At 65.3% G+C, this 26466-nt stretch carries 26 protein-coding genes and 1 tRNA gene; 19 read left to right on the top strand and 8 right to left on the bottom strand.

Annotated features, from left to right (window positions below; all coding sequences use genetic code 11):
- The first annotated feature begins 41 nt into the window (after window positions 1-41).
- Entirely contained in the window at window positions 42-1253 is a 1212-nt protein-coding gene (locus AC5P7E_RS00255) for an MFS transporter (protein ID WP_005410130.1), read from the top strand.
- Window positions 1254-1269: 16 nt separating this feature from the next.
- Here AC5P7E_RS00255 and AC5P7E_RS00260 read toward each other — a convergent pair whose 3' ends face one another.
- The gene (locus AC5P7E_RS00260) at window positions 1270-1749 is read right to left on the bottom strand and encodes a MerR family transcriptional regulator (protein ID WP_005410131.1); all 480 of its coding nucleotides are present in this window, start codon (window positions 1747-1749) and stop codon (window positions 1270-1272) included.
- A gap of 89 nt (window positions 1750-1838) precedes the next feature.
- On the opposite strand from AC5P7E_RS00260, the gene AC5P7E_RS00265 reads away from it, so the two are divergent.
- The 7 genes from AC5P7E_RS00265 (at window position 1839) to AC5P7E_RS00295 (ending at window position 7385) form a co-directional block, all read left to right on the top strand.
- A complete protein-coding gene (locus AC5P7E_RS00265; RefSeq protein ID WP_114619111.1) occupies window positions 1839-3077 on the top strand; it encodes an NADH:flavin oxidoreductase/NADH oxidase family protein in 1239 nt (412 codons plus the stop codon).
- Window positions 3078-3171: 94 nt separating this feature from the next.
- Window positions 3172-3648, top strand: a complete 477-nt coding sequence (locus AC5P7E_RS00270) for a hypothetical protein (RefSeq protein WP_005413845.1) — start codon at window positions 3172-3174, stop codon at window positions 3646-3648.
- Between the two features lie 133 nt (window positions 3649-3781).
- The gene (locus AC5P7E_RS00275; RefSeq protein ID WP_114619110.1) at window positions 3782-4426 is read left to right on the top strand and encodes a hypothetical protein; all 645 of its coding nucleotides are present in this window, start codon (window positions 3782-3784) and stop codon (window positions 4424-4426) included.
- An 86-nt stretch (window positions 4427-4512) separates the two neighbouring features.
- Window positions 4513-4782 (top strand): hypothetical protein, encoded by a 270-nt coding sequence (locus tag AC5P7E_RS00280; protein WP_005410135.1) that lies wholly within the window; start codon window positions 4513-4515, stop codon window positions 4780-4782.
- 125 nt (window positions 4783-4907) lie between these two features.
- Entirely contained in the window at window positions 4908-5153 is a 246-nt protein-coding gene (locus tag AC5P7E_RS00285; RefSeq protein ID WP_005413847.1) for a hypothetical protein, read from the top strand.
- A 97-nt stretch (window positions 5154-5250) separates the two neighbouring features.
- Window positions 5251-5499 (top strand): hypothetical protein, encoded by a 249-nt coding sequence (locus AC5P7E_RS00290; RefSeq protein WP_005410137.1) that lies wholly within the window; start codon window positions 5251-5253, stop codon window positions 5497-5499.
- Window positions 5500-5681: 182 nt separating this feature from the next.
- Window positions 5682-7385 (top strand): ATP-binding protein, encoded by a 1704-nt coding sequence (locus tag AC5P7E_RS00295; protein ID WP_114619109.1) that lies wholly within the window; start codon window positions 5682-5684, stop codon window positions 7383-7385.
- A gap of 8 nt (window positions 7386-7393) precedes the next feature.
- On the opposite strand, the gene AC5P7E_RS00300 is transcribed toward AC5P7E_RS00295, so the two are convergent.
- Window positions 7394-8917: an FAD-dependent monooxygenase gene (locus AC5P7E_RS00300; RefSeq protein WP_114619108.1), complete on the bottom strand. Its 1524-nt coding sequence runs from the start codon at window positions 8915-8917 to the stop codon at window positions 7394-7396.
- Window positions 8918-8999: 82 nt separating this feature from the next.
- On the opposite strand from AC5P7E_RS00300, the gene AC5P7E_RS00305 reads away from it, so the two are divergent.
- From AC5P7E_RS00305 to AC5P7E_RS00315, 3 genes are all read left to right on the top strand, one after another.
- Entirely contained in the window at window positions 9000-9644 is a 645-nt protein-coding gene (locus AC5P7E_RS00305) for a TetR/AcrR family transcriptional regulator (RefSeq protein WP_062607318.1), read from the top strand.
- Between the two features lie 73 nt (window positions 9645-9717).
- Complete coding sequence (locus AC5P7E_RS00310) at window positions 9718-11859, top strand: TonB-dependent siderophore receptor (protein WP_114619107.1); 2142 nt, start codon at window positions 9718-9720, stop codon at window positions 11857-11859.
- Between the two features lie 161 nt (window positions 11860-12020).
- A complete protein-coding gene (locus AC5P7E_RS00315; protein WP_005410142.1) occupies window positions 12021-12218 on the top strand; it encodes a hypothetical protein in 198 nt (65 codons plus the stop codon).
- Window positions 12219-12328: 110 nt separating this feature from the next.
- On the opposite strand, the gene AC5P7E_RS00320 is transcribed toward AC5P7E_RS00315, so the two are convergent.
- From AC5P7E_RS00320 to AC5P7E_RS00330, 3 genes are all read right to left on the bottom strand, one after another.
- Window positions 12329-13651 carry a Smlt3024 family type IV secretion system effector gene (locus AC5P7E_RS00320; protein ID WP_109337101.1) on the bottom strand — a complete coding sequence of 441 codons (1323 nt, stop codon included), beginning with the start codon at window positions 13649-13651 and terminating at the stop codon, window positions 12329-12331.
- 22 nt (window positions 13652-13673) lie between these two features.
- A complete protein-coding gene (locus tag AC5P7E_RS00325) occupies window positions 13674-14537 on the bottom strand; it encodes a Smlt3025 familytype IV secretion system inhibitor (RefSeq protein WP_049396630.1) in 864 nt (287 codons plus the stop codon).
- Window positions 14538-14688: 151 nt separating this feature from the next.
- Window positions 14689-15036, bottom strand: a complete 348-nt coding sequence (locus tag AC5P7E_RS00330; RefSeq protein WP_005410145.1) for a winged helix-turn-helix transcriptional regulator — start codon at window positions 15034-15036, stop codon at window positions 14689-14691.
- Window positions 15037-15137: 101 nt separating this feature from the next.
- On the opposite strand from AC5P7E_RS00330, the gene acuI reads away from it, so the two are divergent.
- The 3 genes from acuI to AC5P7E_RS00345 all read left to right on the top strand — a co-directional run bounded on the left by acuI (window position 15138) and on the right by AC5P7E_RS00345 (window position 19449).
- Window positions 15138-16127 (top strand): acrylyl-CoA reductase (NADPH), encoded by a 990-nt coding sequence (gene acuI / locus AC5P7E_RS00335; protein ID WP_005410146.1) that lies wholly within the window; start codon window positions 15138-15140, stop codon window positions 16125-16127.
- Between the two features lie 146 nt (window positions 16128-16273).
- Window positions 16274-16594: a hypothetical protein gene (locus tag AC5P7E_RS00340; protein WP_043034634.1), complete on the top strand. Its 321-nt coding sequence runs from the start codon at window positions 16274-16276 to the stop codon at window positions 16592-16594.
- Between the two features lie 107 nt (window positions 16595-16701).
- Window positions 16702-19449: a UvrD-helicase domain-containing protein gene (locus tag AC5P7E_RS00345; protein WP_197596178.1), complete on the top strand. Its 2748-nt coding sequence runs from the start codon at window positions 16702-16704 to the stop codon at window positions 19447-19449.
- 95 nt (window positions 19450-19544) lie between these two features.
- Here the strand turns inward: AC5P7E_RS00345 and AC5P7E_RS00350 are convergent.
- A tRNA-Ser gene (locus tag AC5P7E_RS00350) sits at window positions 19545-19634 on the bottom strand.
- Between the two features lie 150 nt (window positions 19635-19784).
- On the opposite strand from AC5P7E_RS00350, the gene AC5P7E_RS00355 reads away from it, so the two are divergent.
- Window positions 19785-21107, top strand: a complete 1323-nt coding sequence (locus AC5P7E_RS00355; RefSeq protein WP_223846429.1) for a DUF7256 domain-containing protein — start codon at window positions 19785-19787, stop codon at window positions 21105-21107.
- Between the two features lie 95 nt (window positions 21108-21202).
- Here AC5P7E_RS00355 and AC5P7E_RS00360 read toward each other — a convergent pair whose 3' ends face one another.
- Entirely contained in the window at window positions 21203-22195 is a 993-nt protein-coding gene (locus AC5P7E_RS00360; protein ID WP_005410175.1) for a LysR family transcriptional regulator, read from the bottom strand.
- Window positions 22196-22322: 127 nt separating this feature from the next.
- Here AC5P7E_RS00360 and AC5P7E_RS00365 point away from each other — a divergent pair, with 127 nt between their 5' ends.
- Window positions 22323-22910: an FMN-dependent NADH-azoreductase gene (locus AC5P7E_RS00365; RefSeq protein WP_024956390.1), complete on the top strand. Its 588-nt coding sequence runs from the start codon at window positions 22323-22325 to the stop codon at window positions 22908-22910.
- Window positions 22911-23096: 186 nt separating this feature from the next.
- The gene (locus tag AC5P7E_RS00370; RefSeq protein ID WP_099527313.1) at window positions 23097-23447 is read left to right on the top strand and encodes an SH3 domain-containing protein; all 351 of its coding nucleotides are present in this window, start codon (window positions 23097-23099) and stop codon (window positions 23445-23447) included.
- A 158-nt stretch (window positions 23448-23605) separates the two neighbouring features.
- Here AC5P7E_RS00370 and serS read toward each other — a convergent pair whose 3' ends face one another.
- Window positions 23606-24886, bottom strand: a complete 1281-nt coding sequence (gene serS, locus AC5P7E_RS00375; RefSeq protein WP_005410178.1) for a serine--tRNA ligase — start codon at window positions 24884-24886, stop codon at window positions 23606-23608.
- A gap of 113 nt (window positions 24887-24999) precedes the next feature.
- Here serS and AC5P7E_RS00380 point away from each other — a divergent pair, with 113 nt between their 5' ends.
- On the top strand, window positions 25000-25638 hold the full coding sequence (locus tag AC5P7E_RS00380; protein WP_005410179.1) for an energy transducer TonB: 639 nt from the start codon (window positions 25000-25002) through the stop codon (window positions 25636-25638).
- Between the two features lie 119 nt (window positions 25639-25757).
- Window positions 25758-26330, top strand: a complete 573-nt coding sequence (locus AC5P7E_RS00385) for an energy transducer TonB (protein WP_060380783.1) — start codon at window positions 25758-25760, stop codon at window positions 26328-26330.
- Window positions 26331-26466 lie beyond the last annotated feature (136 nt).

The following is a 26466-nucleotide window of genomic DNA, read 5'->3' on the forward strand; positions in this document are numbered from 1 at the left end:
AGCAGTACAATGACCGGCTCCCCGCCCCCATCGCGCCCCGCATGAGCCCCAACTCTTCCCTGGCTGCGCGGCTGACGCCCCGTCAGCGCACCCTGATCATCCTTGCCCTGTCGCTGGGCGGCTTCGCCATCGGCACCAGTGAATTCGCCAGCATGGGCCTGATGCTGGAGATCAGCCGCGGCCTGTCGATTTCCGAAACCCAGGTCGGCCACCTGATCAGCGCCTACGCCATCGGCGTGGTCGTCGGCGCCCCGATCCTCGCCTTCGTCGGCGCCAGCTTCCCTCGCCGCAAGCTGCTGCTGGCACTGATGGGCTTCTATGCCGTCGGCAACCTGGCCAGCGCACTGGCGCCGAACTACGGCACGATGCTCATTGCGCGTTTCGTCGCCGGCCTGCCGCATGGCGCCTACTTCGGCGTGGCGATGCTGGTTGCCGCCGCGATCAGCCCGGCCGGCCAGCGCGGCCAGGCGATGTCGCGCGTGTTGCTGGGCCTGTCGATCGCGATCCTGGTCGGCAATCCGCTGACCACCTGGCTGGGCCAGCAGCTGAGCTGGCGCACCGCCTTTGCCCTGGTCAGCGTGCTGGCCATCGCCACCGTGGCGATGATCGCGCGCTTCCTGTTGCCGGACCCGGACGAGGTCCGTACCTCGCCGATGCGCGAACTGCGCGCCTTCAACACCACCCAGGTGTGGCTGGCGCTGGCGATCGGCGCCGTTGGCTTCGCTGGTATGTTCTGCGTGTTCACCTACCTGGCACCGACCCTGGTGCAGGTCACCGGCGTGGCCGAATCGTGGATGCCGCTGGCGGTGGGCGTGTTCGGCATCGGCGCGATCATCGGCAACATCGCCGGTGGCTGGCTGGTGGACAAGTTCCACTTCAAGGCCGCCGCCGTGGTGCTGCTGTGGTCGATCGTGATGCTGCTGCTGTATCCGCTGGCCGCGCAGTCGGTGTGGACGATCGGTCCGATGATCATCACCGTCGGCACCATGGGCGCGCTGGCGGCGGTGCTGCAGACGCGCCTGATGGACGTGGCCGGCGAAGCACAGACCCTGGCCGCCGCCTCCAACCATGCCGCCTTCAATACCGCCAATGCGCTGGGGCCGTGGCTGGGCGGCATGGCGATCAGTGCCGGCTTCAGCCCGGCCAGCACCGGCTATGTCGGTGCCGCCACCGCCATCGGCGGCCTGCTGCTGTGGTGCGTGGCGGTGATGCTGGACAGGAAGCGCAAGACAGCCGGCGTGGGCAGTCACTGACCTTCGCGCCGGATCGTCAGCTGCTGCCCGCGCGGCGGCGGCGATCCGGCCGCAGCAACGCCGTATCGCCGGCCGCAAGTGTCGGGCGCGCCAGCTCACCGCGCTTGACGCGCTCCAGCACCCGCCGCGAGTTGGCCGCGCAGTCGATGCCCTCCGGCCGCGCCTGGATGTCCTCGATCAGGGCCAGCAGGTGCGCCCGGCTCTCTGCCAGCCGCAACTGCAGCGCCTCGATGTCGGCCACCTTCTGCTGCAGCATCGAGATCAACGCGTCGTGCTGCCACTGGCCCATGTCCGGTGGCAGCAAGGCGCGTATCTCCTCCAGGCTGAAGCCGGCGCGCTGCGCACCGGTAATCAGCTCCAGCAGCAGCACCGCCTGCTCCGGGTAGTCGCGGTAGCCGTTGGCCTGCCGCTGGACGACCAGCAACCCTGCCTCCTCATAGAAGCGGATGCGTGACGCCGCCAGGCCCGTGCGGCGGGCCAGCTCACCGATCTTCATCTGCCTGAATCCTCGACATCGGAACCCATTGACCTTCAATAAAACTTGAAGGTTAGCGTAGCGCCATTCCCCTGTCCTGGAGCTGTCCCATGTCGCTGTTCTCGCCCCTGGCGCTGCCTTCCGGCGCCCTCATCCGCAACCGCATCGCCAAGGCGGCGATGGAGGAGAACATGGCCGACGCCGACCACGCCCCCTCCGAAGCGCTGCTGCAGTTGTACCAGCGCTGGGCCGACGGCGGCGCCGGACTGATCATCACCGGCAACGTGATGGTCGATGGCCGCGCCATGACCGGCCCCGGCGGCGTGGTGCTGGAGGACGATCGCCACCTGGAGCGTTTCATCGCCTGGGCCGACGCCGCGCGCTCGCGCGGGGTGCAGATGTGGATGCAGATCAACCACCCCGGGCGGCAGATGCCGGCCGCGCTCGGCCAGCCGGCATTGGCGCCTTCGGCGGTCCCCTTGGACATGGGCGCACTGTCCAAACAGTTCGCGCCGCCGCGGGCGATGACCGAGGCGGATATTGAAGACGTGATCGCTCGCTTCATCCGCAGTGCCGAGCTGGCCGAGCGCGCCGGTTTCAGCGGCGTGGAGATCCATGCCGCGCACGGCTACCTGCTCAGCCAGTTCCTGTCGCCGCTGTCGAACCGCCGCGATGACCGCTGGGGTGGCAGCCTGCAGAACCGTGCGCGCCTGCTGCTGGAGATCGTGCAGGGTGTGCGCGCGACGGTGGCGCCCACGTTCGTGGTGGCGGTGAAGCTCAACTCCGCCGATTTCCAGCGCGGCGGCTTCTCGCCCGAGGACGCGCGCGAAGTGGTCGAGATGCTGGCGCCCCTCGGCGTGGATCTGGTCGAACTGTCCGGCGGCAGCTATGAAGCACCGGCCATGACCGGCGCCGCACGCGACGAACGCAGCGTGGCCCGCGAAGCGTACTTCCTCGAATTAGCGCGCGAGATCGCCAAGGTGGCAACGATGCCGCTGATGGTCACCGGCGGCATCCGCCGCCGCGAAGTGGCAGAGCAGGTGCTGGCCAGCGGCGTGGCCATGGTCGGCATCGCCACCGCGCTGGCGATCGAGCCGGATCTGCCGCAGCACTGGCAGCAGGGCCGCGATCCGGTGCCGACACTGCGCAACATCAACTGGCGCAGCAAGCCGCTGGCGGCCAGTGCGCACATGGCCGCAGTGAAGTATCAGCTGGGCCGGTTGAGCCGGCGCCGCCCCACCGCACCCACCGTTTCACCGGTATGGGCCCTGCTGCTGGCACAGGCGGCCGCAAAGTGTCGGACCCGCCGCTACCGGCGCTGGATCGGCGCCCGCGCCCTCGCACACTGAGCCGCGCGGTCTTCTCATCGCCGCAGCGATGCTCCACCATCTGCAGGATCGGCGGCAGTTCCGCCGCCGGTCGCAGCATGGAGACGGAACCCACGTGGCAGCTGGATCGACCAGGAACCGGGAGAAGCTGCTCGATGACCTGCTCTCGCTGGGCCGTAACTGGGCGCTGGCGATCGCCATCGCAGGTGCCGGGGCAGCAGTTCACTACAGCGAGTCGGTGTACGAAGCAGGACTCTGGCGAGGCCTGCTGCCTACCATCTGCTTCCTGGTCGCGATCATCTGGATCGTGCTCAGCATCATCCGCTTCGACCTGACCCTCCAGCAGCACTTCGAGCGCAAGCGCACGCGCTGGCTCAGCCGCCTGCTCTATGTCGTGCTGCTGGGTACCGGCATCACCGCCGTGTTCTTCGTGACCGAACTGGCGTCCAACAACCACATCGCAAGGATGTGCGACGCCGTGGCCAACGAACCGGCCAGCCGGATCCACCGGTCCGCCGAGTGCCAGCGCCTGTACCAGCATCGGGCGGCGTACCGGCAGCGGTTGGAATCGGCCGAGGGCGAGTTCGACTGAGCAGATGCATGGGCGAAGGCGCGCGAAGACGCACATGGAAGTCCAGCGAGGGCGGATTCGGAATAGTTGTATGGACTTCATTGCAACGCGACGCCACGCTTTCTTGCCGGAAAGCCGTGATCGAACGCAGTCCATGAAGTCACCCACCGCCCGCTCCCGTCTCCCCGCCCGCCCGCGGAAAATCGGCAGCGAAGTACGCATCTTCAGGCGCTATCACCAGTACGCCATCGTTGCCGCCGGAGCCGGACCACTGGCAATACTCCTGGTCGCCGTCGCGCCCGAACTTGGGCCGCTTCCGGCACTGGGCGCGGCAGCGATTTTCACGCTGTCGCCGCTGATCCTCGGCTTCGTTGTCTATTCCCCACAACGGGACCGGGTGGTACTGGAACAGGATCGTCTGGTATTCCAGCACCGTCCTCCTCTCCCGTTCAAGCAGATCCGGTCCTACAACCTGGACGATCATGTCGATCTGATCCTGATCGATGGACCGAGCGTGCTGCTGCAGCGCACACGGGCATCGATGCATGATTTCCCAACCTTCCGGGACGCACTGGCAGAGGCGCTCGCAGATCGGCCCGCCAACGCTGCCGCGGCTCCGCAACGTCGCCATTTCTTCGGTGCCTGGCCCGCACGCGTTTGGGGTGCGGGCCTGTTGCTGGCGACGGCGGCACTGGTGATCACGGGCGTACTGCATGGCTGGCCGTTGTACAAAGCACCGATGCTTGGGATCGCGCCCGCGGTGGGCATTGGGCTATTGCTGTCGCGCCGCCGTCACTGATCGCGCCGTCGGCGAAGTACACATGGCGTGGATGTGTATTCGGGCACAGTACGCGCGCCGCTCACGCTTGGAACCATCCAGCCACCATGCTCCACGCGCCTGCCCCCGCACATCACGATGCCATCGCCCTGCAGGCGGGCGTGCTCGGCAGCGTGTTGGGCGTGGCTCTGTACAAGGCCATCGCGTTGTCGGCGCTGGCGACCGGATCCTTGATCGTGATCGGGCTGTGGCTGCTGGCCTGCGCGCTGCTGGCTGCCTGGGCACTGGCCGCCTGCCTGGCCTGCCTTGCGCTGAGCCGGCGCGTATTCGTGCTGATGCTGGCGCTGAGCATGATCCTGATGATCTGCGTCGCCTGACAGCAGCAGGCGCCGGACTATCGCGCATCTGTTACAGAATAACAAGTGCGGTTGGACGGATTGCTCGTGCCCGGGGTCACGGATTTGAATTCCATGGCCAGCCCGGCACCACCCGAGACCTCCCCATGATCCTGCAGCCCCTGCTTCGCGCTTCCCTCACCGCCATTGCCCTGGCCACGCTCAGCGCCTGTGCCACGTATGACGACAGCAACATGCACCAGGCCTGCCAGGAGTCGCCGCATCTGAAGGACCTGCCGCCCGAAGTGGCTGCCCGCGAGAGCCGCTGCAACAAGAGCATGGAAGTGTGGTCGAGCGAGCGCAAGGGCAGTGACAGGCCGATCGACCTGAGCGGCAAGAAGAAGGATCTCTGAGCCGCCGGGCATCTTGATCGTTCCAATGCATGCGGATGACCAGCCCGTCACGATCGGGGGGGCAGGATAAGGCCTCCCCATCACGACGACTTTCCCGATGCCGGCCACTGGTCACCCTGTCATCCATGCCTTTGAAGCTGTGTTCGACCTGTCTGGCGGGGTGGAGCGCATTACGGCGCTCACTGTCATCTGCCGGCATTGCTCTGAAACCCGCTCGGCCAGCGAAGACAATCTGGTCCAGCTGCCGGGCGGCGCCTTGTTCCGCTGCGACGGATGCGGCAGTCATCAGGCGGTGAGCCATGCGCGGGTTGCCGATTGGCAGGTGAATTCGCTTCTGGGTGTCTGAGGCTGCAATACGACGGTGCCACGACGCAGGCCGTTGGCGCAGGGATGATGGTGCAGTCAGAGGCCGCCCCGTGAGCCACCTCGTGCGCCGCGCAGGGCCGATGACAGCCAGGGCAAAGGAGCTGTGCAGGGCGCAATGACATCACCTCGGCTAAGCTGCGGCACCTTTCTTCGCGCACGGCCATGCATCCCTTCCCCCTTCCTGTCTCGGCACCCGATCAACTCGCCTACCGACTGCTGCAGGACAGCGACTGGGCCCGTTCCGCCGACGCGACCAACGCTCCTCCCGAACTTCGCGCTCTGCTGGCGATGATCCTCGATTCTCCGGAGCCGCTGTGGATCGCATGGGGCCGCGACAACAAGGCGTTCTTCTTCAACGATGCCTACCTGCCGCTGCTGGGCGGCAAGCTGCACGGCGCCATGGGCAGCCGATTGGAAGACGTCTGGGCGGACGTCTGGGCCGACGTCGTCGATGCTGTCAACGACGCCTTCGGCGGTACAAGCCGCAGTTTCAAGAACATGCCGTTGATGATGGACCGTGATGGCACGTTGCGCGAGACATTCTGGACGTTCTCCTACTCGCCGCTGCGTGCCGGTTGCGGAGGCGTGGCCGGCATCATCTGCATGGTCAGCGAGCAGACCGAACGGGTGATCGAACGCGACCGGCACACCCGCCAGGTAGCGGCCATCACCGAGCAGGCACGCGAGGCCCATCTTGAACTGGTACGCGCCCGCGAACAGCTGCGGCAGTCGCAGAAGCTGGAGGCCATCGGCCAGCTGACCGGCGGCGTTGCCCACGACTTCAACAATCTGCTTCAGGTCATCACCGGCTCCGTAGACATGCTGCTGCATACCTGGCCGGCCGAAGATGCGCGCCTGCGCTATGTACAGGCGATCGAAACCGCCGCTGACCGCGCCACTCGCCTGACCGCCCAGCTTCTGGCGTTCTCGCGCAGGCAGAGCCTGTCGCCGCAGGTATTCGACCTCTGCGAGAGCGTACGCGCGCTTTCAGACATCATCACCACAGTGCTGGGTGCACGCATCTCCGTGTCGGTGAACCTGCCCGACGCCCCGTTGCCGGTGCTGCTGGACCGGACCCAGCTCGACACCGCACTGATCAACATCGCGGTGAACGCGCGCGACGCCATCGACGGCCACGGCAAGGTGACGATCGATGTGGAACAGCTGACATCGGTGCCTTCCGTGCGGTTCGCGGCGCCGATGAAAGGCAACTTCGCTGCGATCAGCGTCAGCGACACCGGTGCCGGTATCGATCCGTCCGTGGTGGACCGGATCTTCGAGCCATTCTTCACCACCAAGGGAGTGGGCGCGGGCACCGGGCTTGGCCTCAGCCAGGTGTTCGGCTTCGTCAAGCAGTCCGAGGGCGAAGTGGACGTACAGAGCCAGGCCGGTGTCGGTACGCGCTTCACGCTGTATCTGCCGCTGGCGCAGGCTAACGCCTCCATCGAGCTGCCGACCGCGCAACCGGGATTGCTGCATGGTCACGGATTGTGCGTGCTGGTGGTGGAAGACAATGTGGATGTGGCCGAATTTGCAGTCGGTGCGCTGCGCGAGCTTGAGTACAACGTCGTACTCGCGCGCAATGCCGACGAAGCACTGGCGGAGCTCGAGCGCGACGCTGCGCGTTTCCACGTGGTGTTCAGCGACGTGGTCATGCCCGGGACCAATGGGCTGGATCTGGCCCGCACCATCCGCAGCCGCCTGCCCGATCTTCCGATCATTCTCACCAGTGGCTACAGCGAACTGCTGGCCCGCGATCCAGGCCACGGTTTCACGCTGCTGCGCAAGCCCTACTCACTGAAGCAGCTGGCCTTGGTGATGACCGAGGCCAGCTGTCGCTCGCAGACGATGGTGACTGCGCATTAGCGGGCAGATCACCGGATCGGACCGGTCCAGGAAGCAAGCGCTGAATCAAGGCCGGACATATCCCCCCGTGTGCCACAGACCCAGGCAACGATGCCATCCGGGCGCACCAGCACCGCCCCCAGGCCCGATGTCGCATCCCCAGTATCTGCGGCGCAGGCGATGGAAGGCTGCCAGCGTTGGCCATGCTGCGGCGGCGAAGACGCCGGGTCGAAAACAAGCAGCGCCCCCTGCCCCGCTCTCAGCAGTTCGCCCAGGCGGCGGCCATCGACCAACCGGAAATCCGGCGCGTCCCTGCCGACCAGCGGGTGGTCTCCGTCAAGATCCAGCTGCTGCGAAACACCCCAGATCCGCTCGGCCAGATACGTGGCCCCATCGCGGGTGCCGGCCAGGTCGGCCATGATCGCTGCCAGTGCGCGCGAACCGGGCCCGGGTCGCATCAGCGCAACCTGCGCGCGCGACCAGTCCAGCACCTTGGCACCCACCGGATGGCGCTCAGCCTGATAGCTGTCCAGCAGCGCCTCATCGGCCTTGCCCAGCGCCACGGCGGCCAGCTTCCAACCGAGGTTCATCGCATCGCCGATGCCGAGGTTCAGTCCCTGGCCGCCCAACGGCGAATGCATGTGCGCGGCATCACCTGCCAACAGCACACGTCCGCTGCGATAGGCCGTCGCCTGGCGCGCAGCATCGGTCCATGTCGTGGCCAGGTGCAATGCAGTGATCGTTGCCTCGCGGCCAGACACCCGCCGCAGCAACGCTTGCGCGGTGAGCCGGTCCAGTGGCGTGCGATGGCCGGCGCCACCATCGAAATCGGCCAGCGCCAGCATGCCTGGCGGGTTGAAATTGCACATCCCGTGATCGGTGAACTGTCGGCCTGGTGTGAGTACACACCCATCTGCCAGTTCGACCAGCAGCGTGTAACCGGTGAACTCTGGCCCGGTTCCAGCGAAGAGGAAGCCCGATTGTTTGCGTACCGTGCTGCGGGCCCCATCACAACCGACCAGCCAGCGGCCGTGGACCCTGCCGGAGCCGGTGTGCACGGCAACCTGCGCCTCGTGCGCATCCACCGCCTGTACCGCACGCCCGCGTTCGATGCGCACGCCCAGCGCAGCCGCACGTTCGGCAAACACCGCTTCCAGGGCCTGCAACTCCACCGCCATCTGGGTGCCCACCGGTGTCGGCAGGCGCCAGCTCCAGCGCGCCTGGTCCACATCGTCCAGTGCAAATGGAATACCCGCGAAGTGCCCACCCAGCGCACGCGGCTGCGCCAGCCAATGGGCGGTGCCGGGCGGCGGCGCACCCTTGTCGGGCTTGAGCACCTGCGTCGCGGCGACCGCGTCCAACAGGCCGCGCCGATCCAGTGCCTCCAGCGTGGGGGCGTTGAGGCCGCGCAGCCCGAATGGCAGGCGCTTCAACGGCGAACCGGCGGACCCGGCCTGCTCCAGCACCAGCACCGAACACCCGGCCAGGGCCAGTTCGCAGGACAGGAACAGGCCAACCGGGCCAGCACCGGCAATGACGACGTCGTACAGCATCGAGATTCCTTGTGAGCGCCAGGTCGGCGCTCTGGCGGGTCAAATGTTACACTCGGTGTACGTTTCCACAAGTGAACCGCCCATGACCCCGCCTCCTGGCCGCCGCGAACAACGCAAGGCCGTGACCCGACAAACGATTTCGGACGTCGCCACCGAGCTGATCATCCGGCGCGGCTTCGAGGCCGTCTCCATGTCCGAGATCGCCGAAGCCGCGGGCGTCTCACGCAAGACGGTCTTCAACTACTTCGCCAGCAAGGAAGACCTGGTGTTCGACCGGGATGAGGAGGCGCGCACGCTGCTGCGCGAGGGCATGATGGCGCGCAGCGGCCTGACCCCGCTCGCGGCCTTCCAGTCGCTCGTTCGTGAGCTGCTGGAGGCTGGCCATCCGCTGCTGCGCATCAATGCCGGCGCTGTCGCGTTCTGGGGCACCGTGGCGGAGAGCCCGGTACTGGTCGCGCACGCGCGACGGCTGCAGGCGCAGTTGACTGACGATCTGGCGCGATTGATGGCCCACGCTGTCGGCCGGCCCGAACATGACGCCGAAGCGCGACTGGGCGCGGCCATGCTGCTGGCGTCGATGGTGGCGGCCTATGAGAAAGGACTGGCAAGCCAGCTGCAGGGCGAGGACCCGCGTGAGGCCATGCGGCAGCTGATCGTGCGCGGTGCCGCCGGGGTACTGGTGGCCTTGGCGGGCACCCCGTATACGGACCCCGGCGCGCGTCCATAGCGCATCCGGGGAATAGGCGTCGAAGTATCGCAAATGCTAATCTTTCTCATTTGCAGACACGTGACCCTCCCCAATGCCCCTGCCCATGCCCCTGCAACGCACCCTGTGCCTGGCGCTGACCCTGCACGTGGCGACCCTTGCGCATGCAGCTGAGTCCTCCGCTGCCGCACCCAAGGATCTGGACAAGGTCGAAGTCCGCGGACGCGCACAGACACTGTATCGGGTAGACGATGCTGCGGTCGGCACCCGCACCGATACCCCCCTGGAGCTGGTCCCACAGTCGATCCAGGTCATCCCGCGTGAACTGATCGACGACCAGGCCGCGCGCCAGGTGACCGACCTCTATCGCAGCATCAGCGGCATCAGCTATTTCAGCTATGCCGGGGTGACCCTGCGCGGCTTCCGCCAGGAGAACGTGCTGTATGACGGCCTGCGCGGCGACCCGTACGCAGGATTTTCGGTGCCGCAGCTGTTCAACATCGAGCGCGTGGAAGTGCTGAAGGGGCCGGCAGGCGCACTGTATGGCGGGGGTGATGCGGGCGGTGTCATCAACTACGTGACCCGCAAGCCGAAAGCCAGCGACGAACGCCGCATCGAGGTCCAGCTCGGCGACAAGGACTTCCGTGCCGGATCGATCGAGGGTACCGGGCCGTTGAATGCCGCCGGCAGCGTACGCTATCGCGCCGGGCTCTATGCCGACAGTGAACAGGGCGTGCGCTGGAACACCGACAGCGAGAGCGTGATCGGCGACGCCTCGCTGGCCTTCGACGTTGGCCAGACCGGCGAGCTGGTGCTGCAGTTCACCGACATCACCCAGAACCTTGGCGGCAACCGCCTGCGTGGCGTGCCGGTCAACGATGCAGGCACGTTCCTGACCGACCGCCGCTGGAACCACAACGAGGCCAGTGATTTCCTCGACATGCGCGCCAAGGTGGCGCTGGCGCAGTACCGCTTCGCGCCGCTCGATTCTCTGGACCTGGACTTCGCCGCCCGCTGGTTCAGCAACAGCGAACACCAGATGTACCACGAGCCGATGGGCCTGATCGATCGCGACCGCGATGGCGTGGCCGAGTGGATGACCCGCCAGCTGCGCAACCAGATCCGCGACAACGAAGCATTCACTGCCAACGGCAATGCCGTCTGGCGGGTGACCACCGGCGCGGTTGAGCACAAGGTGCTGTTCGGTGCGGACGTGTACCAGCTGGATGCGGATTTCACTGCACAGACCGCCAACAGCGCTGACCTTGCACGTGGTGCGGGGCCGGTGCGCGGCATCGACCTGTTCAATCCCGTGTACGGCGCCAGTACCTGGCACGACTACAACCTGGCGGCCCTGCCCTGGCGCAGCACATCCACCCGCAGCAAGCGCCATGGCGGCTACCTGCAGGACGAACTGGCACTGGGCCCGCGCTGGCATGTGCTGGCCGGGGTGCGCTGGGATGGCTTCAAGGATGAGGATCGCATCACTGGCAACAGTGTGGATGGCAACGATCTCAGCTGGCGGCTGGGCAGCACGTTCACCGTGCGTGAGGGCCTGAACGTCTACGCCAACGTCGCCAGTGGTTTCGTGCCGCAGAGTGCCGCCAACCAGAACCCGGCCGCTGGGGGACCGTTCGATGCCGAGCGCAGCAAGCAGTGGGAAGTAGGCATGAAGTCGCTGCTGGCCGACCGTGTGGCCTTGAACATGGCGGTCTACCGGATCGACCGCAGCAACATCGTGCAGGCCACCGGCGAGGTGATCGGTGGCGTGAACCAGTTGGCCGCGCTGGGCCTGGTACGCAGCACCGGCATGGAGCTTGACCTGCTGGCCGACCTCAGCGAGCGCTGGGTGCTGAATCTGACGTACGCCTACAACGATGCGCGGGTGAAGGACGCCGGCCCGAATGGCATCACCAACGCCTCCGGTGACCGATTCGCCAATGCGCCGCGCAACAAGCTGGGATTGTGGACGCGTTATGACCTGCCGGCGATCAACTCCGCCATCGGTTTTGGCGCGGATCACGTCGGCGAGCGCGTCAGCCTGGATGGGCAGACCGTCAAGGCCTACACCGTGTTCGACATGAGCTGGAAGACCACGTGGAGGCAGTGGCAGTTCCAGGCCAACGTCAAGAACCTGTTCGACAAAGTGTATGCGGCCAGTGGCTTCATTGAACGCAACGGGCATTTCCCCGGCGATCCACGGCGGGTGTATGTGCAGGCGGCCTACAGCTTCTGACCGGAAGCACGTGTAGCGCTGATCCACTGCCGGCAAGCAGATCGTTGCCTGGCACTGATCCACGCGTGTCCGAAACCGTCGGCACTTCCAGTCACTTGTGCACGATCTCCTCCGCCTGTAGCGTTGCCGTTGCCCAAGGAGGGCTATCAACGGAGTGAAGCATGAAGATTGGATTCAAGCTGTCTGTTGCTATTGCGGCTGCTGCACTGACCTTGGGAATCGGCAGTGCCTCCGCGCAGTCCCGCTGTACCCCTTGCTACACCGCGTATGACGCGTGCTTGGCGGCGGGTAATGGCGAGAAGGTCTGTTACCCGGCGTTTGCTCGTTGCCTGCGGAACAGCGGCTGCACCATCCCGTAAGTCACGCACTGCCGTGATGCGTGCCGGCCCCCATTTCGGGGGCTGGCATTGGCTGGCAGGCGCTGCGCCTCACTACTGAAAAGGTTCCATATGCGACTGACGGTGTGATTTCATCCCATCCGCATCGCATGGTTCTCGCGCGCCTGCACATCAATTTCCTGCTGGCGTTGCCCGGCAGTCTGCTGGCGCTCCAGGTCGACCGCTTTCATCTGCTGCAACGACTGCGCAACCGGCGTCTGTACTGCTATATCCGTGGGCATTGAAACGCGCAGGTGGGCGGGGTCGGTCATCTCGCCCTGCACCACGAACACGTTCCGCCCTGCGGGAGCGTCGGCCGTCTGGGCACTCAGCAGCACGTGATCGGCGCGTTCAAGCTGGTTGCGGCGGGCCAAGGCCATCACGCTCGCCACAAGACGCTCGCTGTTCTCATCGTGGGTACGTCCCGCGCTGGCATCGATCGCGGCCACGCCTTCGCGCACCTGCTGCAGCAATGTGTACTCACGGTGGCCAGGACCAATGTCGGCCAGACGGGTCGGCGCCTGTGAGGGATCCGGCACGTCGTCCACCGCTGCGGTCAGCGGGCTGCGGGTAATGGTCCGATACGGGTCGTCCGGGTGGAACTGGGTTCGCTTCTCCAGGCGCTCCAGACGAACCTCGCGCGCGTCGTTGAGTTCGGCGATACGTGAGGGATCGGTGATCTCGCGCAGCGACATGTGACCGCCGCCCGCACTGATGCTGGCCCATTTCCTGTCCGCCTCGAAGTACATCGCGTAGTAGCTGTTGCCACCGATGACGTTCGGATCGACCGCCGAGCGCCCTTCCAGGGCCTGGGTGGCTTCCAGCACGCTCAACCGGGTGAGGTACTGGCCGCCTTTCGTCCATCCCATCTGGCTGATGGCATCGACGCTGGTGTTGCCTACACGCGGGCCTCCGGCGTAGTCATTGTTGAGCATGTTGGTCCAGATCTGTTCCAGCTTCTCGGGGCCGCTCTTCTGCTCAGCCGCCTGCAGCAACACGCGCGGCGTCCAGCAGTTGGGATCGAGTTCATGCCGTTCAAATGCACGGTCGTGAGCCAGCATTACATCCTTGCCGGGAAGATTCAGTGCCAGGTCTGGGCGGCCCTGCTCCATCCAGTACAGGCGTCGCTCCAGGTCCTGGCGCAGAAGCGTCTGCCCAAACATCTCCCATTGGCGCTCGCTCAGCTGCGCATCGGGAAAGCCGGAGCCCTTGCCCTCCTGATCACGGGCGTAATCCTGCGCGTAGCTGTTTGCAACGCGGCCTGGCAGGCTGTCGTTGCGAACAACACCCAGCGCAAGCGTGCCATAGCCATCCGCATCTGGCAGCTGCGACAGATAGTTCCAGTACAACTCGCGGTTTCCGGCCTTGGCATAGCTGGCCAGAATCTTGAGATTCTCTTGCGTCAATCCACTCATAGCCTGCTCCTGAATGCATTCACTACCGGACGCGGGAGCGCGCGAGAACATCCCGCACCGCATCTTCCATCCGCTTCCAGTCCGCCAGGAAGGCCCGCTTGTAGTTCAGCGAGATGGAAAGCTTGTTCTCCACATCCGAGAAATAGTGGAAGCACCCCGCGGCGGCTTGTCCTTGCTCACTGATGACCTGATCGCCCTGCAGGCGAACGCCATCCCCCCGGAACGCCGTGCTTTCGCATTTGATGAATGTGGCCAGGCCGCCGTTGGGAGCGCGCGCGATGTACCAGTCATCTTCAAAGGCAGGATTGCGCGTGGGCGGTTTTCCATAGCGTGCTTCGTATTCCTTCGAGAAAACCCCCATCCTCGTTTCATCGATGGCGTAAGGCGTCAGACCCATGACGTCGGGCCGCGCAATACGCAGATCGAGCCGATCCCGAGGATCCCCTCGCTCCACCGATCCTTCCTCGGTGGATGCCTGATTAGAGGACAATCGCTCCAATGATGTTTCGATTGGCGCGCGATCGATGTAATCGATCGCCACAGCAATCTCCTTCCGGAAATCATTCGTACGCGGATTCGCCCGCGCACCCGGCGCCGTCGGCTTCATGTCCGGCCACTCGATGACCAGCGTCACGCCCTCGCCCGGCCACGGTGCGATCTGGCTGTCCAGGTAGTTGGCTGGAATGCGGAAGGTATTCGGCCCGAGCTTCACGTCCACGGGCGCATCGGTATAGGTGTGGCCGTTGATCGTGCGGCCGGTCTGGGTTGCGCCGGACATGGCGGGATTCCTTTCGTGTTCGTTGGACGGTGGCCGCGCACAGGCGCCGGCACTCACTGCAACGGCAAGTGCAAGCGTCAGACACCGGCTGGGGGACATCACGTGCATGGGCATTCCATTGCAGGGTTCCAGCGCCACTATAGGCAACCGGGCGTCCACGGAACAGGAACCGCATCGCAGCCCTTCATGAAACCAGGCTGCGCTCCACATACGCTGCCTGCAGTACTGCGGATACTCCTTCGGCACTCCACTCCAGGTCTCAGCCGTTGCTGTCCGTGCCTTTATGGCCGCGATAGGTTTCACCCCACTCGCGCATGGCAAGCAGCACCGGTACCAGCGTGCGACCGAATTCGGAAAGCTCGTACTCCACCTTCGGCGGCACTTCCGGGTACACGTGGCGGATCACCACCCCGTCAGCTTCCAGTTCCCGCAGCTGGCTGGTCAGCATGGACTGGGTGGCGTTGGGCACACGCCGGGTCAGCTCCATGAAACGTCGCTTGCCTGTCATCAGGTGAAACAGAATGATCGGCTTCCACACGCCGCCCATCACCGACAGCGTGACTTCCACCGCGCAACCGCTCTTGCCATCCCAACGCCTGCTACGCATGCATACTCCGGAAAACCATAGTACCTACGGAAATTCATCGTTCTTGTTGCGATAACGGTGCGAGCCTAGCATGGCCCCATTCCTTGAATGTGAGGCCCAGCATGACGTTCAAAGCACTGCTCACCCGCAAGACGAACAACCAGGTTTCGACCGAGCTGGTCGATTTTGATGAAGCCGATCTGATGGACGGCGACGTTCTGGTGGACGTCGAGTACTCCACGCTGAACTACAAGGATGCGCTCGCCCTGACCGGCAAGAGTCCGGTCATCCGGACGTTCCCGCTCATTCCCGGCATCGATCTGGCAGGTGTGGTGCTGGAATCCAGTAGAGCCGACTTCCAGCCAGGCGACCGCGTTGTGCTCAATGGCTGGGACCTGAGCATGGGACATCACGGCGGGCTGGCCCAGCGCGCGCGCGTGCGGGGCGAATGGCTCAACCGGATTCCCGGCAACTTCAGCACCCGCGACGCCATGGCCATCGGTACCGCAGGCTATACCGCCATGCTGTGCGTACTGGCCCTCGAACATGCGGGGCTGACGCCCGAAAAGGGCGATGTGCTGGTGACCGGCGCCAACGGTGGCGTCGGTTCGATCGCGGTGGCGATCCTCTCAAAGCTGGGCTATCGCGTGGTGGCCGCCACCGGGCGCCCGGAACACGCCGAGTATCTGCACAGCCTGGGTGCCGCCGAGATCATCGACCGCGCGCAGCTTTCAGAACCGCGCGAGCGGCCGGTGAGTGCCGAGCGCTGGGCCGGGGTGGTGGATGTGGCCGGTGGCCCTACCCTCGTCAACGCCATTGCCGAGACAAAATACCGAGGCGCCGTGGCCGCCTGCGGTCTGGCGCAGAGTGATGAGCTGCATGGCTCGGTGCTGCCCTTCATTCTCCGCAACGTGACGCTTGCCGGTGTGGATTCGGTGAATGCGCCGCAGGAGGTTCGCCAGCGCGCCTGGGATCGGCTTGCGACTGACCTGGACCCGCAGAAGCTGGAAAGCACCGTGCAGCAGATCGGCCTCGCCGAGGTGCTGGATGTCTATGAGCAGATCATTCCGGGCAAGGTGCGTGGGCGGATTGTGGTGGATGTGAATGCGTGAGCAGATCGTCTGGATCAACTGCATTTGATGCAGCTTCCATGCTACGGCGAATGGTGAACATGCAGTGAAACGACGCGGGCGGTGGTGTCCCCAAGCCGCTGCCGCTCGCATACGCTCGGGTTCCCATCGCTGCCTGGACACCCGACATGCCAATGACCGCGTTCGCACTTGCCGCTGCGCTTTCGGGCCTGCCCGACATCACCTGGGAGCGCGAGCGCGCCGAGGATGCGCACCAGCTCATGCTGTGCCAGATCCATCGCGATGCGCTGAAGCAGAACGAGGGCAAGGACGATGCCTATCCGCGTGCCAAAGCGGTCTGCGACCTGCTGGCACGCGAGTACAAGGACAAGTGGGATTTCAATGCGCAGGATGCCCTGGCCGCTTCGGCGGTGGATCTGGACGAGCTGATCCGACGCGGTGATGTGGTGGAAGTACCGCCGACGAAGCAGGAGCGCGCCTACGAGTGATGGCGTGCCCGCGGGCAAGGCCGCACGCATCTTCAAGGGCCCTTATCATGTGGGCCTGGGGGCGCTGTACGCCCCACTGAGGCTTGCGGGGCAGTATCTGGATGTCTATGGAATGGCGCCCTTCGGGCTGGGGCCGACGCTTGACCCGTTCGCCCCATTGGTCGCTGCGGCTTGATGGCGAGTACGTTGAACTCAGTGTCTCCGGCCAGCAGTACCGGCTGCGCGTGGATGATGATCAGCAGGTGCAGGTCCATCGAGGGGTCTTCTGGTCACGGGTCGAACTGCAGACCGGCGATGCTGCCGGGCTGTGCGTGGACGGGCTCCCCAACGGACCAGCGTCCCGGCTTGCGGGGGCCCTGCAGCACCTGCTCTTTGCGCGAACCACGCGTGGACGCAAGGCCCTGTTCGACACGATTCTGGAGCAGATCCAGTCCTGGTTGAGCGACGCGGATGCCCTCATCGATCGTGGCGGTGCCGGCCGCCGCTGGATCACCCATGAGCAGCAGCAGGCGCTGCTGGCGAAGCGCTCAGACCTGCCCCTGCAGCCGCCTGAGCTGGAGCAGCTGTTCCGCGATGAAGACGTGCATGAAGATCTGCATGCGGACAGCCATCGCGCAGCGCTGGACGCCCTGCGCGACTGGAACCTGGATTGGCCCGCTGCCTGGGCCGAAGCCAATGAGGCCATGACCCTGCGCGAGCTGGTGTTGGCCAAGGGCTTCCTGGGCCGTGTCGAGAGCAAGCCGCTGACCGAGGAACAGGCCCGCGCCGTCATCTGCTTCGACAATCGGGTGCAGGTCGTGGCCGCGGCCGGCTCCGGCAAGACCTCCACGATGGTCGCCAAGGCCGCTTATGCCATTGACCGCGGCTTTGTCGAGCCCGAACGCATCGTGATGCTCGCCTTCAACAAGGATGCTGCCAAGGAACTGGAGGAGCGTGCGCAGCGAACCTTCGATCGACTCGGCATGGGCAACACCGTGGTTGAGGCCCGGACCTTCCACGCCCTGGGCCTGGCCATCATCGCCAAGGCCACCGGCCGCAAGCCCGACATCCCCGAATGGGCCATTGACGCCACGCTGGGCTTCAACAAGCTGGCCGAACTGGTGGACGACCTGAAGGATCGCTCGATCCACTTCCGCACCCAGTGGGACATGTTCCGCCTGGTGTTCGGGCGCGACCTGCCGGCATTCGGCGCGGAAATGGAGGCCGATGGCTACGAACGCGATGGCACGCCCTACATCCGCACCCTGCAGGGTGAGCGGGTGAAGAGCCTGGAAGAATGCGTGATCGCCGACTGGCTGTTCTACAACGGCGTGACGTACGACTACGAGCGACGCTACGAGTTCGATACTGCGACAGACACCCACTGCCAGTATCGCCCCAACTTCTATTACCCGCACGCCGGGCTGTATCACGAGCACTTCTCGCTGGATGCGGATGGCCAGGCGCCAGAGCAGCTTCCCGACTACGCCGAAGGTATGCATTGGAAGCGTCAACAGCATGCGGCACGAGGCACCGCCCTTGTTGAAACCACCTCGTTTGGTCTGCGCAGTGGATACGCCCTGCGGGATATGGCGGAGAGGCTTGGCGAGTCCGGTGTCGTACTCGACCCCAACCCCGACCGCGAGCTGCCCGAGCAGGGCGCAAAGCCCATGCCGGACGCGGACCTGATCGGCTTGATGCGCACCTTCATTGCCCATGCCAAGAGCAACTGCCTGACGCTGGACGATATGGCCGAGCGCCTGCGACAGATGCCCGAAGACCAGTTCAAGGAACGGCATCGGCGCTTCCTGGAAATCGCCAGCCCTGTTTTCCAAGCCTGGGACAACGCACTGGCTGACGAGCACGGCATCGATTTCGAAGACATGCTCAACATGGCGGCCGGACTGCTGGAACAGGGCCGCTATGAATCGCCCTACGAACTGGTGATGGCCGACGAATTCCAGGATGCCTCGCGCGCCCGCGCCCGGCTCTGCCGTGCCCTGGTCAGCCGCCCCGGCCGCTATCTGTTTGCGGTGGGCGATGACTGGCAATCGATCAATCGTTTCGCCGGTGCCGACGTTTCGGTGATGACCGGATTCCGCGAGTGGATGGGCCATGGCCAGGTGCTGAAACTGGAGCAGACATTCCGCTGCCCGCAGGCGCTCTGCGATGCGTCCAGCCGCTTCATCAGCCGGAATCCAGCGCAGATTGCCAAGGCGGTTCGTTCTGCCGCACCGGCAATGGGGCCAGTGCTGCAAGCGTTCCAGATGAATCGTCGCGAGGAGCTGCAGGATGGCGTTCGCCAGTACCTTGCGAAGCTGCATCAGCAGTTGCTGTCCGGGGCGGTGCCGCAAGGGCGCAAGGGACGCGTGACGGTCTTCATCCTGGGCCGCTACCGCGCGGACCGCAGCGCGATGCCTTCGGATTGGAAGACAGTCTTCGGCAGCACGATGGACGTGGAGTTCCTCACGGCCCACCGGTCAAAGGGACGCGAGGCGGACTATGTGATCCTGCCAGGCATGGTCAACCGCAGCTTCCCGAGCCTGCGCGCCGATGACCCGGTCCTTTCCCTGGCAATGCCGGAGGGTGATACCTACCCGCTGAGCGAAGAGCGGCGGTTGTTCTATGTGGCGCTGACGCGTGCGCGACGCTCGGTGGCCATGTTCACCCTACAGGGGAAGCGTTCGCCGTTCCTGGACGAGCTGGTGAAGGACGGCGCAGTGGAAGTGACCGCGATTTCAGGCGCGGCCATCCACGAAGAGCGCTGTCCGGTGTGCAAGGTCGGCGTGTTCGTGGACCGCAATGGGCCGCATGGGGCGTTCCGGTCGTGCTCCAGTTACCCGTTGTGCCAAAACAAGCCGAAGGTTGGGCGTTAGGAATGGGCCCGTGGAATCTCTTGCAACCCGCTGTGCGGGCGTTCAAGTGGACCTTGTCCGAAATGCAAAACGCCCCTTCCGGGGCGTTCGCGTTATGGCGGAGAGAGTGGGATTCGAACCCACGGAAGGTTTAACCCTTCGCCGGTTTTCAAGACCGGTGCCTTAAACCGCTCGGCCATCTCTCCGCATCGGCCCAGCCTGCTGGCCGGGCACGCATTCTCGCACGGCCGGGCGATTTGCCCAAGACCCCTACGCCACGTCCATCTGCAACTAATCCGATAGCCTTCCCACGCCCCGGCTGGCTAGAGTGACCAATTCCCTCTAGTTCCACCCGCATGGACAACTCCAGCCTCCTGAACATACGCCCGGGCATGCCTTCAGGCGCCTTGGCCCAACTTCTGGGCGCCCGATGGAAGGAGCCGGATGAACAAGGTCATCTGACTTGCCTGAGCAAGGACGTCTTCGTTCGACTGGATAGCGATCGAGTCATTGGATACGTCATTTTCGCCTGTTCAATGCCCAAGACGGTGCTGGTCGAGGGCCTGCGTACGGGCATGGCCATCGGCGACGCTCTCGCCAACACTCCTCGTCTCGCTGTACTGCCGGAAGAGCCAGAGGACGCATGCGAGGGATGGGCGACCTACGGCTTCATCACGGATGACGGATTGCAGGTGGCCGCGAACGTGAACACGCGGGACAACACGGTAAAGAGCATTCGTCTAGAGAACCCGAACGCCACCTACTGTGAGCCTGCATCGCCCATATTCGATCCGACGTTGACCAAGGCCTTTGACATAGCGCTTGGCCCCCAGCGCGTGCTCCCCAAAGCAGGCCGGGGCAGCGAATGGGCCGGAGGCTGGACGCTGGGCCTTCCTCCAGGCATCACCGCTGAACAATGGCCTTTGAGTTCCAGCAACGGGCACCCGCTGCGGCACGCCTTTACGCTGCACCTGCCCTCGGAGTACCGAACCAAGGGAAATGAGCTGGTTGCTCTCTCCCTGTTCGTCGACGATCAGCAGGAGGAGCTCTGCACCGTCGAGGAAATCGCGAAGTACTTCGCCTCTCCCCTTTCCACAACCCCGCCAGAGGGTAGCGACCTGCTTCCCTTCTGGCAGCATCGCCAGGCCAAGCATGCGCACAGCCACAGCATGGAAGACATCCTTGGAACGCAATTCTGCGCCATCTGGCTTACCCAGCAGGAGTTTGATGGCGAGCTGAGCCTGCCGCCCAAGCTGAATTCAGCCCTGCTGGATGCCCCTCCGAGCTGGATCGGGCAGGACTACGCGAGCTATTTCTACGAGCGATGGCTGTACACCAGGAACGGAAATGCCGTCATCCCGGGCGCAGGAATCGGAGGCGTCTCCAGCGAGGCCGTTGCATTGCCGGTCAGCACAGGCATCCGCGCTGACGATCCCAACGTTGGGAGGTCACCGCGGGAGCGGGAAAGCGAATGCGCCATCAGTGGATACATCGAAGCATTCAGCGAGCGCGGTGAGGAACTGAACCTGAGTCGCTGGGATTCCATTGCTCACCTCGGCGGAACGATGCAGCCCCAGCAGGGCTACCTGAGTTCGGCCCCTACTACCTCGAATTCGAGGAGGGTTTTGGCGGCTTCAATTTCGGTGGCGGCAACGCACAGTTGGATCTGCAGCAGATGAAGATCGACTGGGCGTGCGGATGACACCGTCGCATTGAAGCAAAAAGCCCCGGAACGTCGCCGGGGCTTTTCTTCACGGAAGCGGTGCAGCAGCCCTCAGCCCGCGTCCACCGCCAACGCGCCCAGCGCACTGGCCTTGATCCGCTCCTTGGCCTTTTCACAGGCGCCACCGCAATCCAGGCGCGAGGCTTCCAGCTGCGGCGGCAGGTGCTCGGCCAGGAAGTCGATGAACACGCGTACCGCCGGCAGCAGGCCGCGGCGCGAGGCGAACACGGCGTGGCATACGCCCTGCGGCAGCGACCAGTCCGGCAGCACTACTTCCAGCTCGCCGTTGCGCACGGCGTCGGCGCACACGGTTTCCGGCAGCATGGTGATGCCGAAACCGTCCTTCACCATGCTCTGCAGCAACGGGAAGTCGAAGCCGGCCACGCGCGGCTGCAGGTCGACCCGGCGCACTTCGCCTTCCGGCCCGTGCAGCTCCCAGCGTTGGCGGGCTTCGTCTTCGCTGATGCTGAGGGTGACGTGCTGGGTCAGCTCTTCCGGGTCCTTGGGGCGACCGGCGCGGTCCAGGTACTTCGGGCTGGCCACCAGCAATTCCTGCACCTGGCCGAAGCTGCGCATCACCAGGCTGCCGTCATCGTCCAAGCGCGAACGCACGCGCAGGGCCACGTCGTAGCCTTCATTGATGATGTCCACGCGGCGGTTGCTGATGTTCAGCTGCAGGCGCACCTTCGGGTACTGCTCAAGGAACTTGGGCAGCAGCTTGGGCAGCTGCATCTGCGCCAGCGACACCGGCACGCTGGCGCGGACCACGCCGCGCGGTTCCGCGCTGAGCCGGTCCACCACTTCGCGCGCGGCCTGGGCCTCGGCCAGCATCGTCTGCGCATGGCGGTGCACGCTGGTGCCGACATCGGTGACCGCGAAACGGCGCGTGGAGCGCTGCAGCAGGCGCACGCCCAGGTCGGTTTCCAGCTGGCTGATGCGGCGGCTCAGTCGCGACTTGGGGATACCCAAGGCGCGCTCGGCGGCGGCGAATCCGCCGTGGTCGACCACCATCGCGAAGTAGTACAGATCATTCAGGTCATGCATGCCCGAGTTCCATATCTAGAACAATACGTGGCATTCAATCACCTTTATCCCGCCTTTGCAACAACCTATCGTTCTCTCCGTCGGCGGGGCCACCCCGCCCCTTCCCTCCAGAACATAGGTGACTGCCATGAAGCTTCTGCATCTCGACGCCAGCGTGCTTGGCGACAATTCCGTCTCGCGCCAGCTGTCGGCCGCCGTGGTCGCCCGCTTCACGGGCCAGATCGATGGCCTGCAGGTCGATTATCGCGATCTTGACGCCAATCCGGTACCGCATCTGCGCAGCAGCTCGCTGGCCAAGACCGATGCCGCCGAGGCGACCGATGCTGAACAGGTGATGCAGCAGTTCCTGGAGGCTGACATCGTGGTGATCGGCGCGCCGATGTACAACTTCAGCATTCCTTCCACGCTGAAGGCCTGGATCGACCGCGTGGCCGTGGCCGGCCGCACCTTCAAGTACACCGAGAACGGCCCGGTGGGCCTGGCCGGTGGCAAGCGGGTGATCATCGCCAGCAGCCGCGGCGGCATCTACACCGACTCGCCGGCCGACTTCCAGGAGCCGTTCCTGCGCCAGGTGTTCGCCTTCATGGGCGTCAACGAGGTCGAGTTCGTGCGCGCCGAGGGCATCGCCTACTCGCCGCAGCACCGCGAAGACGCGATTGCCGGTGCACTGGCAGCCCTGCCGTCGCACGAAGTGGTCGAAGCCGTCGCTGCATAAGCGTTCCAGCGTTCGGCGCCGCTCTCTCCTCGTCGAGGCGCTGAACGCGGGCCGTGGATCCCCTCCCCCATCCCGGCCCACCCTGGCGGCCCCGCTTTGCGGGGCCGTTTTTTTTGCATCAGTAGATCCACGCCATGCGTGGATCGGTGCCATGCGCGGCGCTCACCAGCACGTTAGGCTGGGGCCATGAACTACATCGTGACCACTGCGCACCGCAGCGAATTTCCGCACCCGATCACCCTGCGCCGCGGCCAGGCGCTGGTAGTGGGCGAACGCCATGAAGGCCCGGAGGGCTGGGATGACTGGTTCCTGTGCGAGGCCGAGGGGCAGCACCCCGGTTTCGTGCCGGCGCCGGTGATCGGTCGCGACGCGCAGGGTGGCGCGTTTGCCACGGAGGACTACTGCGCGCGGGAACTGGATGTGGATCCCGGGCAGCTGCTGCGTGGGCAGCGCACGCTCAATGGCTGGGCGTGGTGCGTGCCGGAGGCCGGCGACCCGGGATGGGTGCCGTTGGAGAAGTTGCGCGCTGTGGAGTGATCACGGCGGTTCATCCACGCACGGCGTGGATCTGCTGGGGCATCGGTGAAATCATGCCGAGCGCCTGCAACATCCTCCAGTAGATCCACGCCATGCGTGGATTCGGTGCCATGCAAGCATGGCACCCACCGGAGCCGCAGCACCGCCCGATCAGGGAATCAGGCGATGGTTTCCAGTCCGCCCATGTACGGCCGCAGGGCTTCCGGCACGGTGATGCTGCCGTCGGCGTTCTGGTAGTTCTCCATCACCGCGATCATCGCGCGGCCGACGGCCACGCCCGAGCCGTTCAGGGTATGCGCCAGTTCCGGCTTGCCGGTGGCCGGGTTGCGCCAGCGCGCCTGCATGCGGCGGGCCTGGAAATCACCACAGTTCGAGCACGAGGAGATCTCGCGGTAGGTCTCCTGCGACGGCAGCCAGACTTCCAGGTCGTAGGTCTTCACCGCAGAGAAGCCCATGTCGCCGGTGCACAGCAGCACCTTGCGGTACGGCAGGCCCAGCTTTTCCAGCACCACTTCGGCGCAGCGGGTCATGCGCTGGTGTTCGGCATCGCTGTCTTCCGGGCGGCTGATCGAGACCAGCTCGACCTTCTCGAACTGGTGCTGGCGGATCATGCCGCGCACGTCGCGACCACCGCTGCCGGCCTCGGCACGGAAGCACATCGAGTGGGCGGTCATGCGCAACGGCAGGCGTTCGGCGTCGACGATCTCGTCGCGCACGATGTTGGTCAGCGGCACTTCCGAGGTCGGGATCAGGTAGCGCGTGGAATCGCCCACGGCCGTCTTGAACAGGTCGTCCTCGAACTTCGGCAGCTGGCTGGTGCCGCGCAGCGAATCGGCGTTGACCAGCAGCGGCACGTTGGTTTCCTCATAGCCGTGCTCGCCAGTGTGCAGGTCGACCATGAACTGGGCCAGCGCACGGTGCAGGCGCGCGATCGGGCCGCGCAGCACGGTGAAGCGCGAGCCGGACAGCTTGGCCGCGGTCTCGCCGTCCAGCCAGCCGTTGCGGGCGCCCAGCTCGACGTGGTCGAGCACCTTGAAATCGAACTGGCGCGGGGTTCCCCAGCGCGACTGCTCGACGTTGTCGTTCTCGTCGGCACCGGCCGGCACGTCATCGGCCGGCAGGTTCGGGATGCCCATCGAGATCGCTTCGATCTTCTCGCGCAGCTCGTCCAGCGCCACTTCCGAGGCCTTCAGCTCGTCGGCGAAGGCTGCGACCTCGGCCATGATGGCCGATACGTCCTCGCCCTTGGCCTTGGCCTGGCCGATGGCCTTGGAACGACTGTTGCGCAGGCTCTGCAGCTCCTGGGTCCGCACCTGGATGCGCTTGCGATCAGCCTCCAGGGACTCCAGGGCAGACACGTCGAGCTCGAAGCCGCGGCTGGTGCGCAGGCGTTCGGCGAGGTCGGCGGGCTGGTGGCGGAGCAGGGCTGGATCAAGCATGGCAGGTGTCGTGGTGGGTATCAGGGATGGGATTATCGCTTGTTATACGGATTTCTGCCGCCCGGTTCATTCCCGCCGTGGCAGAATCGAGCCATTCCGTACTGGTCCGGTCCATGTCTGCACCCCGCTCGTCGTCCGCCAAGTCGTTCACTGTGCATATCCCGCGCAACGCCCTGAAGATCGCCGGCATCGCCTTCGGCGTGGGCGTACTGCTGTTCGTGCTGGTCTGGCTGACCGGCCGCGACAAGGAGTTCTTCCGCGCCGATCCGGCTGCCCAGACCCCGCAGGAAACCGCCCAGATCGAGCCCCTGCCGGAACCACTGGCCGCTGCCGCCGGTTCCAGCGACATGCCCGATGCCAAGCCGGCACCGGTGGAGGAAGAAGCGCCGAAGCTGGTGGAAACGGCCCCGCCGCCGCCCGCGCCCGTGGCTGAAGCGGCTCCGGCTGCACCGGGCCCTGCGCCGGCGGCCACCGGCAACAGCCAGCCGATGCCGATTGCCGGCCAGTCACCGCCGCCGTCCTATCCCGCCGCCGCCCTGCGCGCCGGCGAAACCGGCACGGTGGTGGTACGCGTGGACGTGGACGCCACCGGCTATCCGAACAATGCCACGGTGATCCAGCGCAGCGGTTCACGCGAGCTCGACCGTGCCGCCACCGACGCTGTGCGCCGCTGGCGCTTCACTCCGGCGCAGAGCAACGGCCAGGCCGTACCCGGCAGCATTGAAGTGCCGTTCGACTTCAAGACGCAGTAACTGAACACTTCCCGGCAGGCAAACTGAACCCTGCCGGTGGCGTTGACGCAACGCTGACACTTCCCGTCCGTGGCTCGGGCAACACTGCCCACGTCGTCCATTGACGGAAGGAGTTTGCGATGACCGCCACCACCCATGAAGACCTTCATTCGCCGCAGCTGCCGCAGGATTCAAGCGCGCAGCACAAGCCCACGTCGCTCTGGATGTGGATCGCGCTGATCGTGGCGATGTTTGCCGGCGCCCTGCTCTGGCTGCGTCATTCGAACCAGGAAGACGTGGCACCGGCGCCGGTCGGTGAGCGCATGCTGCCGGCCCCTGAGCAGCCCGCGGTGACGGATGCAGCGGCCCCTGCCGCGCGCCAGGCAACCCCGGCTACTGCTTCGCGGAAGGCCGCGCCGGTAGTGCGCAATCGTGAAGCCCGCCCGCTGGCCAGCAACCGCATGCCCACCTACCCCGCCGCCGCGCTGCGTAGCGGCGTGCAGGGCAGCGTGATCGCCAGCCTGAATGTCGATACCCGCGGCAATGTCGCTAGCGCTGCGATCGTCTCGCGCAGCGGCGAGCGCAGTCGCGATCTGGATCGTGCGGTGCTCAATACCGTGCAGAACTGGAAGTTCCAGCCGGCGGTGCATGACGGCCGCGCGGTAGCAAGCGTAGTGCGAGTCCCGGTGGATTTCCGTACCGAGCAGCGTTGATCGCGGACGAGGGGTTCGTGATGTTTAGACGGAGGCTTCGGCCTCCGTCCTTTTATGCGGGAAAGCGTGCCAACCAAGGTTGGCACCTACCGGGAGATGTGAGCGAGCCAACCAAGGTTGGCACCTGCCGGGCAAT

This window comes from Stenotrophomonas sp. YJH_SMC_25, from assembly GCF_059369595.1.